General features: G+C 52.5%; 12 protein-coding genes. 3 read left to right on the forward strand and 9 right to left on the reverse strand.

What is annotated here, in order from left to right:
- Positions 1 to 41 precede the first annotated feature (41 nt).
- The 7 genes from Dpoa2040_RS12100 to yjfP all read right to left on the reverse strand — a co-directional run bounded on the left by Dpoa2040_RS12100 (position 42) and on the right by yjfP (position 6,974).
- A complete protein-coding gene (locus Dpoa2040_RS12100) occupies positions 42 to 1,946 on the reverse strand; it encodes a methyl-accepting chemotaxis protein (RefSeq protein WP_168641398.1) in 1,905 nt (634 codons plus the stop codon).
- A 448-nt stretch (positions 1,947 to 2,394) separates the two neighbouring features.
- Positions 2,395 to 3,807 (reverse strand): MFS transporter, encoded by a 1,413-nt coding sequence (locus Dpoa2040_RS12105; RefSeq protein ID WP_246867293.1) that lies wholly within the window; start codon positions 3,805 to 3,807, stop codon positions 2,395 to 2,397.
- A gap of 769 nt (positions 3,808 to 4,576) precedes the next feature.
- Positions 4,577 to 5,026: a 50S ribosomal protein L9 gene (gene rplI, locus Dpoa2040_RS12110; RefSeq protein WP_042872585.1), complete on the reverse strand. Its 450-nt coding sequence runs from the start codon at positions 5,024 to 5,026 to the stop codon at positions 4,577 to 4,579.
- Positions 5,027 to 5,067: 41 nt separating this feature from the next.
- Complete coding sequence (gene rpsR, locus Dpoa2040_RS12115; protein WP_000135199.1) at positions 5,068 to 5,295, reverse strand: 30S ribosomal protein S18; 228 nt, start codon at positions 5,293 to 5,295, stop codon at positions 5,068 to 5,070.
- A 4-nt stretch (positions 5,296 to 5,299) separates the two neighbouring features.
- Positions 5,300 to 5,620, reverse strand: coding sequence for a primosomal replication protein N (gene priB, locus Dpoa2040_RS12120; RefSeq protein ID WP_168641399.1), 321 nt, complete (start codon positions 5,618 to 5,620; stop codon positions 5,300 to 5,302).
- A 5-nt stretch (positions 5,621 to 5,625) separates the two neighbouring features.
- Positions 5,626 to 6,018: a 30S ribosomal protein S6 gene (gene rpsF / locus Dpoa2040_RS12125; protein WP_042872586.1), complete on the reverse strand. Its 393-nt coding sequence runs from the start codon at positions 6,016 to 6,018 to the stop codon at positions 5,626 to 5,628.
- Between the two features lie 206 nt (positions 6,019 to 6,224).
- Positions 6,225 to 6,974 carry an esterase gene (gene yjfP / locus Dpoa2040_RS12130; protein WP_168641400.1) on the reverse strand — a complete coding sequence of 250 codons (750 nt, stop codon included), beginning with the start codon at positions 6,972 to 6,974 and terminating at the stop codon, positions 6,225 to 6,227.
- 166 nt (positions 6,975 to 7,140) lie between these two features.
- Between yjfP and Dpoa2040_RS12135 the strand changes: the two genes are divergently transcribed.
- The 3 genes from Dpoa2040_RS12135 to Dpoa2040_RS12145 all read left to right on the forward strand — a co-directional run bounded on the left by Dpoa2040_RS12135 (position 7,141) and on the right by Dpoa2040_RS12145 (position 9,929).
- On the forward strand, positions 7,141 to 9,081 hold the full coding sequence (locus tag Dpoa2040_RS12135; protein WP_168641401.1) for a methyl-accepting chemotaxis protein: 1,941 nt from the start codon (positions 7,141 to 7,143) through the stop codon (positions 9,079 to 9,081).
- Positions 9,082 to 9,235: 154 nt separating this feature from the next.
- On the forward strand, positions 9,236 to 9,604 hold the full coding sequence (gene bsmA / locus Dpoa2040_RS12140; protein WP_168641402.1) for a biofilm peroxide resistance protein BsmA: 369 nt from the start codon (positions 9,236 to 9,238) through the stop codon (positions 9,602 to 9,604).
- Positions 9,605 to 9,653: 49 nt separating this feature from the next.
- Positions 9,654 to 9,929, forward strand: a complete 276-nt coding sequence (locus Dpoa2040_RS12145; protein ID WP_042872589.1) for a hypothetical protein — start codon at positions 9,654 to 9,656, stop codon at positions 9,927 to 9,929.
- A gap of 130 nt (positions 9,930 to 10,059) precedes the next feature.
- Here the strand turns inward: Dpoa2040_RS12145 and rlmB are convergent, their stop codons facing one another.
- Together rlmB and rnr are read right to left on the reverse strand one after the other, a co-directional pair.
- The gene (rlmB, locus tag Dpoa2040_RS12150; RefSeq protein ID WP_042872592.1) at positions 10,060 to 10,794 is read right to left on the reverse strand and encodes a 23S rRNA (guanosine(2251)-2'-O)-methyltransferase RlmB; all 735 of its coding nucleotides are present in this window, start codon (positions 10,792 to 10,794) and stop codon (positions 10,060 to 10,062) included.
- An 87-nt stretch (positions 10,795 to 10,881) separates the two neighbouring features.
- Entirely contained in the window at positions 10,882 to 13,356 is a 2,475-nt protein-coding gene (gene rnr, locus Dpoa2040_RS12155; RefSeq protein ID WP_168641403.1) for a ribonuclease R, read from the reverse strand.
- Positions 13,357 to 13,372 lie beyond the last annotated feature (16 nt).

A 13,372-nucleotide genomic window follows, 5' to 3' on the forward strand; every position in this document is an offset into this window, starting at 1 on the left:
ACAGGCCGCTCTGTTAACCAGAGCGGCCAGAGCGGATTGCGTTACGATAACAACCGACGCGCCGACACCAGCGCCGCAGGGCGACCATAGTCTGATTCCGCATCATCATCACTGCCTTCAGGCAGATGGAAGACCGCAATCAATTCAGCCAGACGCGCCACTTGCTCTTCCAGCGCATGTGCCGCTAACGAGGATTCACTGACCATGGAGGCATTCTGCTGGATGGTCGAATCCATTTCGGTCACAGCGCTACCGATCTGCGAAATACCACGGCTCTGTTCATCAGACGCGATAGCGATTTCGCTCATCAGGTTATTGACCGAGTTTACCGACTCGACGATTTCATCCATAGTCGCGCCCGCTTTCGTCACCAGCTCCGCCCCCACATCCACACGGGAAACCGACTCAGAAATCAGCGCTTCAATCTCTTTGGCCGCCTGAGAACTGCGCTGCGCCAAACTGCGCACTTCGCTGGCGACAACCGCAAATCCACGGCCTTGCTCCCCGGCACGAGCCGCCTCCACAGCGGCGTTCAACGCCAGGATATTGGTCTGAAACGCGATGCTATTAATGACGGAAGTAATATCGGAAATTTTCTTGGAACTGCCGGAAATATCGGACATAGTGCGAATCACCTGCCGGATAATATCGCCGCCCTGATTAGCAATATTGGATGCCTGACTGGTAATCTGGCTGGCATGGCGAGCGTTATCGGCATTGTTTTTCACCGTTGAGGTCAGCTGTTCCATACTGGCTGCCGTTTCCACAATCGCACTGGATTGCTGTTCCGTTCTCGATGAAAGATCATTATTACCTGAAGCGATAGCCGTCGATGCGCCTGCTACACGATGGACGCTGTGGCGAATATCCGCCACCAGTTTGCGCAATCGTAATGTCATATCCATCATGGCGCTTGTCAGCATTCCCAGTTCGTCGTTACGTTCAATCGTCACTGAGGTAGACAAATCGCCATCAGCAATAGTTTCCGCCAGTTTCAGGTTGGACATAATAGGGCGGGTGATCTGTCGGGTTATCGACCAGGAAATCAGCAAACCGAACAATACGGCAACCCCACCGAGGGTTATCATCTGCAATACTGAGCTGTTAACGATCACGCTATTTTTTGCATCTATATTGTTGACAATGCTGGCAATATCTGCAGTGATTTTATCCCCCGTAGCACGAAATTTCGTATCAACAGTCTTCAGGTTGGTCAGGTTGTCAAAATACTGTTTGCCGACCCGACCATAACTGTCGATATAGGCAGCGGCATCGGCCAGCCTGGCTTTTCGCTCACCATCAAGCGCGCTGGCAAGATCGGCCTGCGCTTTCAGCGCCTCATCATAATTACGTTGCTGCGCTTTTAGCGAATCTGCATTACCTACCCGCTGTAGTACCTGTGTACTGGCGCTCAGTTTAGCGATTGCCAACAACATCGCATCGCGCTTTGCCAGCAAGCCAGTCTCATCCGGCTTCAGCACTACACTGCCGATAGCCTGAGTCAGTTGATTCCCTCCACTCAGCGCATCAATAGCATTATTCGTCTCCCTGACTTTATTTAATGCCGCCTTCTCCACATCCAGATCCTGCCAGTACTGCTTCATGTCCTGATCCAGACTGTTCATATAAGCAGAATATTCATCGCCCCATGATAACGCCTTGGTTTTATTAATACTCTCAACTATCTGGTTGTTATAATTCACCAGATTATTAAGATTGGACTCGTCAAAGGAAAAGAAATATTTAATTCTCGCGATTTTCGACTGATCAAGGTAATGGTTCATCTCATTCATGATCGTCGTCTTTATATAGAGATCACGGATAGTAAAAAAACGAACCGCAGCAAATCCTGAGGCGATAATCACCAACATGAGAACGACCGAAAATCCCCCATATAACTTATGAGACACTTTCATTCTATTCATTAGCTTATTAATAAAACCCATATCTATCCCACCCTTGACGACCAGAAAAAAAATTACGTTATATTGTCGTATTATCGGTAACGGTTTTGGTGCATTGAATATGCTGTACTCGTTTTGCTTAGGGCACGACAAAATTACATTTTTCGTCAAAAAAAACACAGAAACGTGACGAACCTAACAAACATCACATTTTATTAATGCTCATAACTTCAATTAATTAGAAAGCAATGGCGTCTATATATTCCTCTACCGTATCTTATCTTTATTATTGTCATTGGGTGCCTGAAACGCTATTCATAAAATCAATCATCTTATGCAGATAACTATCCTTAATCGCATTGTCTTAGCAACAGACAGTAGGTATGGCAAAACTACCACTGCCAATTTCTCCATATAGAATCAGCCCGATTAACGATCAGTCACTGATGGGTTTGCCCCGCAGACACGGGGCAAACGAGATCAGGAGCCGCTATGGCGATAATTCCTCCAGGACCTTTCCTTTGGTTTCAATCGCGTACAGCAGCGTTACCACACCCCCGATCAAGGCTATCAGCGCGAAGGCGACAAACACATACCGAATACCAAAATCACTGACGATGATACCGACTAACATAGGTCCGACGGCGGAACCTGCTCGCAGCCATGCGCTACCAAGCCCGGTGCCGATGGCGCGTAACCGCGTCGGATAAAGTTCTGAAGAGTAGAGATACAAAGAGAAGGTGACGGTTTGTAATATGGCGTATGCCGCCGTCGCACAAACCAGAATCTGCATCGGACTGGTCGCTCCCAGCCCGGTCAGCGTAACCAGAGGAATGATCGCCAATAGGAATGCTGCTGCATACCAGGGCTTACGCCCTACTTTATCAATCGACAACGCGCAGACAATCGAGGCCAACACACCAAACGCCGATGTCGTCCAGCCATACGCCAGTGCGGTTTCAATCGGTAATCCAAACACCTTTTTATACAGCGTTGGCAACCAGGTCACCAGACCATTATTGATGGTATATCCACACACCCACAGTGCCCAAATGGTAAACGTACGCTTGCGGTAAATACCATGAAACAATTCACGCCACCCTTGCCGGGCAACAGCTTTCTCCTCAGTTTGGCGAACCACCGGTTCAGGCAGCGTGCCGCCATGGCGAATCACTTCATCCTCAAGTTTTTTTACCACGGCGTCCGCTTCGGCCAGGCGTCCCCTGGAAGCCAGCCAGCGAGGTGACTCCGGCATAAACCAGCGTAACGGCACCGTGATGATGGATGGAATCAGCCCCACGATAAACATCGCCTTCCAGCCATAAATCGGCACCAGAAAATACCCAGCGATGCCCGCAAACATCATGCCTATTGGGAAAATGACTTCATACAACAGAAAGAATCGCCCACGCTTTTTGGCACCGACGAATTCATTGATATAGGAACTGGCGACCGGCACTTCAGCGCCAATACCCACGCCTTGCAGGAAACGGAATACCATCATTGAGGTACCGCTCCAGGCAAACAGGCAGGATGCATCCATTATCACAAACAGGATAATCGTTATCTTTAATACGCCGAGACGACCAATTTTTTCGGCCAGAGAACCAAAAAATACGGCTCCGACTAATTGCCCGACATAGCTGGCGGCGATAATCATTCCAATATCCGTCGCATTCAATCCCCATTCTGCCGCCAGTTGCGGCATGGCAAATGCGATTGCCAGTACAGTATAAGCATCAAAGAAGGTTGAAAGACCAACTACTACACGAATTGTCATCAACTGGCGGGTAATCGGCATTCGTTCAAGGCGGGCAACCAATTCAGCCGATGTTGTGCCCCCAGAGGCAACAGTACTGACGGCACCACTCATCGCGCCGACACTCATGTCATGCGTTGACATAGGTTTTTCTCCAGAAAGGATGGTGAGGATGTGCTGTGGGTTACCCATTCAGGAAAAGACTTCTCGCTATTTCCCTGACCGGCTTAATGATGTTCAGCACGCTGTAACAGTTACGGTGAGGCTGTTTAGTTCGCCGTATAACCGTCAGGTCTTCCTCTTACCCCCTTTGTTCTGGTAACAAACGCACCATGGCGTGATGCCGCCGGTTTTACACCGGCGCTACCGTTTCCTCTCATGCGTAAACTGCCGCAGCATAAGCCCATCGCTATATTGATGTTTTTCATCGTGTCCTCTTTCTTCTGTAGGGTTTTTTTAATACATTCTTTTTATAAAACGTTTGCAGGAACGTTTGCATATTTTTCCGATGAAGGGCGTATCACTGTCAAGAAGACGATGAAAATTTCAGCATGGAGTGTGATGAGTATCGCCACCTGACATTTATTCGACGTCGCTTTTCAGGTGAAAAAAATATATGTGAATAACATCACAGAAAATTATTAAGCAGAAAAAACACAGCGATGAAATTAATTAAATATTTAAATATCAATAAAATAGAGTAAAAAATCAGAGAAAGGCAGCTGAATAGCCCTACCTTTATACTGGAAATAGGTGCTGATGATCTTTCCAGTGAATGGCTAATAGCGATGAGAGAGTACAAAGATGATGGTGATACAAAAATGATGATAGTGCAGAAATGATGATAGTGCAGAAATGCAAAACGCTGGCACAAGGCCAGCGTTTTACGCGTTATCATGCAGCGAAGTAAAAATTACTCAGCAACAACGACAACGTTCAGCTTAGCGAATACGTCGCTGTGCAGCTGGAAGCTCACTTCGTGCTCACCCAGTGTGCGCAGAACGCCGTTCGGCAGACGAACTTCGCTTTTCGCTACTTCAACACCCGCAGCAGTCACCGCATCAGCGATGTCACGAGTACCGATAGAACCGAACAGTTTACCTTCGTCACCCGCTTTAGAAGCGATGGTCACGGAAGCCAGCGTGTTAACTTTCTCAGCGCGGGCTTCAGCAGCAGCCAGAACGTCAGCCAGTTTGGCTTCCAGTTCAGCGCGACGGGCTTCGAAGAACTCAACGTTTTTCTTGGTTGCCGGCACGGCTTTGCCCTGCGGAACCAGGAAGTTACGAGCGTAGCCCGCTTTAACGTTAACCTGATCACCCAGGCTGCCCAGGTTTGCTACTTTATCCAGCAGAATAACTTGCATTACCTTATCCTCTCAAAGTCTCGTTAATGGACAGTGGCCGATTACTGATGACGATCAGTGTACGGCAACAAAGACAGGTAGCGCGCACGCTTGATAGCGCGGGCCAGTTGACGCTGGTATTTTGCACGGGTGCCAGTGATGCGGCTCGGTACAATTTTACCACTTTCAGTGATGTAGTTTTTCAGCGTTGCGATGTCTTTATAGTCAATCTCTTGAACGCCTTCCGCGGTGAAACGGCAGAACTTGCGACGACGGAAATAACGTGCCATTTGGCTAGTCTCCAGAATCAATCAATTCAATCTGCTCGGCATGTAACACCAATTTACTGAGGCCATTGCGCCCTTGGTGGCAACTGATGAACCCCTGAACCCTGAGTTGCATACCGACCGTTATACTGTGGGTAAATGCTTGTGACGGGTGTCCACTGACAATCACGGGCACACGGCACCATGCTTGTCGGCTAAGTCCGGCCTCTTCCTGCACTGAACGGTGCTCAAGCACAAACTGACAGTGAGGAATACCCGACGGACTGATTTTTCGAATGGGTGTCTTGCACACCGTGCCAGACAATTCCAGCCGATTGGCCGTCACCACAACAATTACTCTTCAGAATCCCCAACTTCAGCATCATCATCAGCTTCAGCGTATTCGTCACGACGCTCACGGCGTTCGTCTTTCGCTTTCACCATCGGAGATGCTTCAGTTACCGCGTGTTTAACGCGCATAACCATGCTGCGGATAACGGCGTCGTTGAAGCGGAAGTTAGTTTCCAGCTCATCGATCACTTCCTGCGGCGCTTCAACGTTCATCAGAACGTAGTGAGCTTTGTGCAGTTTGTTGATCGGGTAAGCCAGCTGACGGCGGCCCCAGTCTTCCAGACGGTGGATCTTGCCTTCTGCACCAGTGATGGCACCAGTGTAACGCTCGATCATGCCCGGAACCTGTTCGCTCTGGTCAGGATGAACCATAAAAACGATTTCGTAATGACGCATCGAATTGCTCCTTACGGATTATTCAGCCTCCTGTCAGGGTCAGCCGTGGCCCATGGAAGCAAGGAACGTGTTGTGTACGGCTGAAAAAATGACGCGTAATTATAATGACCACCATATGGGAAAACAAGCCATATTGCTGATTTCCGGCATGAGAAAACCGGAAAACCAGAGCGAATCGGCTGCCGGTGGGCCTGATAGAGAAAAAATCACAGTGTTCGAGAGAAAAAATCCACACAGGCTTCCAGAGCGGTCGGGGTAATCTTGTGACCAATGCCAGCCTCGGTCAGATAAGTCAGGTGCTGTTGTAACTGACGGGCGCTCAGTTCCCGGTACAATCGTTCACTCTCCTGCGCCGGTACCAGTTCATCCGCCAGACCGTGCCAGAGCAACAGGGGTCGGTCGGCAAGCTTATCCAACTGATGGCGCACATCATAGGGCGCGACCCGTTCAGCCAGCGCTTGCAACTGCGCCTGCGCTTGCGGTTCATCCGACATTACCGGCGGAAACAGCGTCTGCGACAGCGACGAAAAATAGCCGGAACCCATAAAACACGCGACCGAGCGCAGCCAGGGGTATTGCGTCATCGCAGCCAGTGCCGTCATCCCGCCCATCGACGCGCCACATATTCCGACTCTATCACCGTCAATCAGCCCATGTTCACGGCACCAGACCCGATACCCTGGCAACTCCTGCACATTATTCAGCAAAATATCCCAAAAACAGCGCCAGCGCCGCGCGTCATCGCCGTCAAACCGTGCGCCATGCATCAATGCGTCCGGTGCGATAACACGAAACCCAGCCTTCGCCAGCGCATAGGCAAAATACGAGTAGACCTCCTTCGACGAGGTATAGCCATGAAAAAAGAAAATGGTCGGTAATGGCCGCATTCTGCAACCAGATGGAAAAGCATGTAGCACCTCTATTCCTGAAACATTCTCACTTCCCATCTCTACCATCATCGTCTCCTTTTTCTCACCACCCGACAGATAACCCACACGACAACTTGCAATGACTTTAATCAAATTAATTACAAAAACATCAATTAGTGTAAAATTCTGCGCTTTTTTGTCGTTAACGGCATTAATCAACCCCCAATCATGTCCCACAGTAAAGAGAATCATCATGCAGCTTGCTTTTAGACGCTGGAGCCTCGGTGTCAAACTTTCGGTCATTGCCTCCCTGAGTGTGGCAGTGCTGTTTCTTGCTTTCAGCCTCAGTCTGACGCGCTCAGCAGGCGATAAGCTGGAATCCTTGACAATGCATGACATGGAAAGTCAGGTCACCGGTATTACGGATATGATAGCCATGTACGACACGAGCCTGCGGGCCAGCGTCAACAACTACACCAATCTGTTTGCCAGCTTTCTTCCTTCTCGTTTCACCGTAGATAATCAGGCGCGTTTACCCATCAGCGGCACCACCGCGCCGACACTGAAGTCCGGTGATACCATTCTCAATATGAATACCGCCGTTACCGACGATTTCTTCAACCGTACCGGCGCTATCTCCACCATTTTCGTGCGCGATGGCGACGACTTCGTACGCATCACCACATCGCTAAAAAAAGAGGACGGCTCACGCGCCATCGGCACCAAACTGGATCGCACCAGTCCGGCGTTTACCTCAGTCTCCGGCAACAACGCTTTTAGCGGGTTGGCGGTACTGTTCGGCAAACAATATATCACCCAGTACCAACCGGTTACCGACGCCAGCGGTAACGTCATCGCCATTCTGTTCGTCGGGATTGATATCAGCAAAGAATTTGCCCTAATGCAAAAACGCATTCTGGATAAGCAAATTGGCGATACCGGCCATTTTATCGTACTCAACAAGGCAGACGCCGCAGCCGGCACCTATCTGGTACACCCGACGCTGATCGGGCAAAAACCGAACTGGTCCGGCGATGTACTGCAACGGGTGTTGAAAAATGACAGCGGCAGTCTGGAATACGCCGATAACAGCCTGAACGGCGATGATCGTACCCAGGTGATGGTGTACCGCAGCGTACCGCAATGGAAATGGGTTGTCGTCGGCACCATCAGCAAAGCCAGCCTGCTTGCGGAAATCACCACTATCCGCAATCTGTTTTTAGGTGGTGGTATCGCGCTGGTAGCACTGTTTGCCCTGTTCTTTGTCTATCTCATCCGCCGCTGGTTAAGCCGGCCATTGGATGAAGTGGTTAACGTGGCGGAACAGTTCGCCGCCGGGAATCTACAGGCTACGCTTACCACCCAGAGTCAGGATGAAGTAGGCAGGTTGGTAGACGCCATCAACGGTATGGGACACGGCCTGACCCGGCTGGTGTCGCAGGTGCGCGATGCTGAGCAGGAGATCGCCGTCGGTACTGATGCGCTGGCCGAAGACAGCGGTAATATCAGCGAGCAGATTTCTCGTCAGGCCAGCAGTGTGGAAGAAACCTCAGCGACGATGGAACAGTTGGCATCAACAGTGAAACAAAATGCCGACAACGTTTCCGCCGCCAAAAATCTGGCGGCGCAAAGCGCCAGCGCCGCGCAAAATGGCAGCAAAACCGTGGCGGACTCGGTGGAAACCATGAGTGAAATCAAACGCTCATCGCAGAAGATAGCCGACATCACCACCACTATTGAGTCCATCGCATTTCAGACTAACATTCTGGCGCTCAACGCCGCCGTGGAAGCCTCTCGCGCTGGCGAGCACGGCAAGGGCTTCGCCGTAGTCGCCGCCGAGGTACGCTCGCTGGCCCAGCGCAGCGCTTCAGCGGTGAAGGAAATCGAAGCGCTGATTGCCGAATCTTTGCATCAGATCGAAACCGGCTACCATTTCTCGGAAAAAACCCGCACGGTCATGGACGATTTGCTGCAACGCAGCCAGCAGGTCAGCACAATCGTCAACGATATTGATCTCGCCTCACGCGAACAAGCGCTGGGAATCGAGCAGGTTAATGTGGCTATCAGCCAGATTGGACAAGCGATTCACCAGAACGCTTCGCTGGTACAAAACTCGGTAAACACGGCCCAAGGGCTACGTGAGAAAGGCCACCATCTGAGCGATGTCGTCAGCGTGTTCGCCATCCAGCATTGATCGTTTCAGGCACGGATCGTTTCAAACCTCCGCTGGCTAGCGGCGGAGGTTTGCCGTAGTGCGTTTTCCCCTTTACACGCCAGCGGTATCTCTCTTTTCCTCAAGCGGTTACACTACCTGTACTTTCACACTGAACTGAGTGGAGCATTGCATTATGGCTCGCCTATCATGGCTGTTTAGTCCGACGCTCTGGCGCAAGGTGTTGTTAAGCACCACGCTGTCGATGTTACTCAGCAGTTGCGCGTTGCTGGCTGGCAAACCGGTTCCGCCGCCACCCCCCGCAAAACAGGCAGTCGAAGTCTCCAGAGAGCAAAGCTATCTACTGCAAAAGACCGGGTCTGTCTCGGTCACTGTATACGGCAGCCTGGATGATGCGGTACAGGAAATACAGCATCAGGCCAACGCACGTGGTATGCCTTACTACCGGGTCGTCAGCCTGACAGAAAACGAACATGTGCTGCGGAATAGCTGGCACGGTTATGCGGTCTTCTATCGGCCATTGCCAACCGCGCCACGACCATGAACCGCTCAGACAAAATCAGTACCACTACAGCAAGATTGAGAGGATAAGGATGAAAACAAAGATTGCCGCCATCGCGTTGTTACTGCTGACCAGCGGCTTTAGCGGTGCGGTCGCGGCTTCGGAGTATCCGTGCCGCAGCCCGGAATGGAATGCCTGGATAGAATCGCTGGTCAACACACGCGAACTGCTGGGTAATGTCGATATCGGGTCGTTGGTGTGGCAGCAGGCGGTAGAAAGCCGTTTACCTGCCTCGTCCTGGCCATCGCGCAATTCGGTACTATGGTGCGCGGCGGTAGAACAGAAAATCGCCAGCCTGAAGAAATAACGCCTGTCTTCACCCGATAGCACTTCATCTGATAGCACTTCATCCGATAGCAACAGGGCAACCCGTGACGGTTGCCCTGTTGCCGGATATCTCCCCGGTGTCGGTTTCTTTTAGCGCACGCACGCCACCGTTACACCAAACGCTGACGCACCGCCTCAAACAGGCAGACGCCGGTGGCGACCGAGACATTCAGCGACGACACACTACCCGCCATTGGAATGCTGATCAGCTCATCGCAATGCTCACGGGTCAGGCGACGCATTCCTTCGCCTTCAGCCCCCATCACCAACGCCAGTGGGCCAGTCAGTTTACTTTGATACAAGGTATGATCCGCTTCGCCCGCCGTACCGACGATCCAGACGTTTTGTTCCTGCAAGAAACGCAGCGTGCGCGCCAGATTGGTGACGCGGATCAGCGGCACCGTTTCCGCTGCGCCGCAGGCGACTTTCTTCGCGGTGGCATTCAGTTGGGCGGAACGATCACGCGGCACAATCACTGCGTGAACCCCCGCCGCGTCAGCACTACGCAGGCAGGCACCCAGATTGTGCGGGTCGGTCACCCCATCCAGCACCAGCAGGAACGGAGTATCCAACGATGCCAGCAGCCCCGGCAGGTCGTTTTCCTGATACTGTCTGCCTTCTTTCACCCTGGCGACAATGCCCTGATGCACCGCGCCATCCACCTTATCATCCAGCCACTGGCGGCTGGCAACCTGCACCGCGATGCCGTTGGCTTCCAGTTCGGTGATCAGCGGTTGCAGGCGGCGGTCTTCACGCCCTTTTAGGATGAACACGTCCAGAAAACGTTGGGGATCTTGTTCCAGCAGCGCTTTCACCGCATGGATGCCGTAAATAATTTCGCTCATTACTACTCTTTAATAATACGCTTCAAACAGGTTAAGGCAGCCAACCCGGCTGCCCATGATACACATACAACGGTCAGGCGACCTGCGTCACTCTGCCGGTTTCGTCTTTTTGCTGGCGCGCTTAGCGCGAGTGGCCGCCGCAATCTTACGCGTTTTTTCAGCGTTCTTTTGCGATTTTGCCGCCTTCTTTTTACCGCCGGTTTTCGCCTTACCTTTATCCTTGCTGGCAGGCTGGCGTTTTTTACCGTCGCCTTCAGGGCGGAACGCGCTATCCGGCTCAAAGTTGGCGCGCTGGCCGGTGCGCCGACGACGCGGTGGCTTCGCGCCTGCATCGCTGCCTTTCTTCACCCGATCACGCGCGGTTTTGCCTGCACCACGCACCTTACGGGTGGAAGAGATCAACGCAAAATCAATCTTGCGTTCATCCATGTGTACCGCTTCAACACGGATTTCCACCTCGTCCCCCAGTCGATAAGTCTGACCACGGGATTCGCCGATCAAACGCTGGCCGACGTTGTCATAGCGATAATAATCGTTATCCAGCGTGGAGACGTGCACCAGACCATCGATAAACAGGTCATTGAGGCGTACGAAGAAACCAAAACCGGTGACGCTGGAGATAATGCCGGTAAAGGTTTCCCCAACATGATCCTGCATGAAGTCACACTTCAGCCAGTCGGCCACATCACGCGTGGCTTCGTCGGCCCGGCGTTCCGTCATCGAGCAGTGCTCGCCCAGTTGTAACATCTCGTTGAAATCGGCGTGCCAGCCACCGCTGTGAGTCCAGCGGGCTTTACGGTCGCTCAACAGATACTTAATGGCACGGTGCAGCGACAGGTCCGGATAACGCCGGATAGGCGAGGTAAAGTGTGCATACGAGGTCAGCGCCAGCCCAAAGTGACCGCGGTTTTCCGGGTCGTAGATAGCCTGCTTCATTGAGCGCAGCAGCATAGTCTGCAACATTTCATGATCGGGCCGCTCAGCGATGGAATTCATCAGTTCGGCATAATCTTTCGGCTGCGGTTTCATGCCGCCGTTCAGCGTCAGCCCCAGCTCGCCAAGCACGCTGCGCAGCGCCAGCACATGGTCTTCGCTGGGCTGGTCATGCACACGGAACAACGCCGGCTCTTCGCTCTTCTCGACAAACTTCGCCGCCGAGATATTCGCCAGAATCATGCACTCTTCAATCAGCTTGTGCGCATCGTTACGCACCACCGCTTCCACCCGTTCGATGCGACGTTCAGCGTTAAAGATGAATTTGGCTTCTTCGGTTTCAAATGCGATACCGCCACGCACCTCACGCGCATGTTCCAGCACCTTATACATCCGGTGCAGCTCTTCCAGCGGCGCCACCAGCGGCTGGTAATGCTCGCGCAACGCGTCGTCGCCCTGCAAAATATTCCACACCTTGGTGTAGGTGAGACGGGCATGAGAACTCATCACCGCTTCATAGAATTGGTAGCCGGACAATTTGCCCTGCGCGGAAACGGTCATTTCACACACCATACACAGGCGATCTACCTGTGGGTTGAGCGAACATAGCCCGTTGGAAAGCACTTCCGGCAGCATCGGCACCACCTGCGACGGGAAGTAAACCGAGGTACCGCGCGCGCGGGCCTCATGGTCCAACGCCGTACCAGGACGCACATAGTAGCTGACGTCAGCGATAGCCACCCACAGTCGCCAGCCGCCGCCGCGTTTCTTCTCACAGTACACGGCGTCGTCAAAATCGCGCGCGTCTTCACCGTCAATGGTGACCAGCGGCAGTTTACGTAAATCGACCCGGCCTTGTTTGGCGTCTTCCGGCACCTCTTCCGTCAGGTCGCTCACCTGCTCTTCCACTTTGGGCGGCCAACTATGCGGGATCTCATGGGTGCGTAGCGCGATGTCTACCACAAGCCCGGTCCCCATGTTATCGCCGAGAATCTCCACTATCTTGCCGATAGCCTTGGTGCGGCGGGTCGCACGTTGGGTCAGATCCACTACCACCACCGACCCCATACGGGCACCGGCGATAAATTCCGGCGGAATCAGGATGTCAAAACTCAGGCGGCTGTCGTCCGGCACCACAAAACCGGTGCCGGCTTCGGTGAAGTAACGCCCGACTATCTGGCTGTTGCGCGGCTCCAGTACGCGTACGATGCGCCCTTCCCGACGTCCCCGGCGGTCTTCCCCCAGCGACTGAGCCAGCACCACATCGCCATGAATCACGGTTTTCATTTGTTCGGCGGACAGGTAAAGGTCATCTTTACGCCCTTCCACCCGCAGAAAACCATAGCCATCACGATGACCAATCACCATACCGCGCAGCAAATCCAGTTTTTCCGGCAGCGCGTAACACTGGCGGCGAGTAAACACCAGTTGTCCATCACGCTCCATGGCACGTAACCGACGACGCAACCCTTCCAGTTGTTCATCGCTGGTCAGTTGTAGATCAGAAGCCAACTCCTCGCGGCTGATAGGCGTATCTCGTTTTGCCAGATGCTCCAGAATGTACTCGCGGCTGGGGATAGGGAATTCGTATTTTTCTGCTTCACGTTCCAGAAACGGATCTTGTGACATTGCGGTTCCTCCGTTG

Origin of the sequence: Dickeya sp. CFBP 2040 (genome assembly GCF_012273755.1) — a bacterium.
In the GTDB taxonomy this organism is placed as follows: Bacteria; Pseudomonadota; Gammaproteobacteria; order Enterobacterales; family Enterobacteriaceae; genus Dickeya; species Dickeya poaceiphila.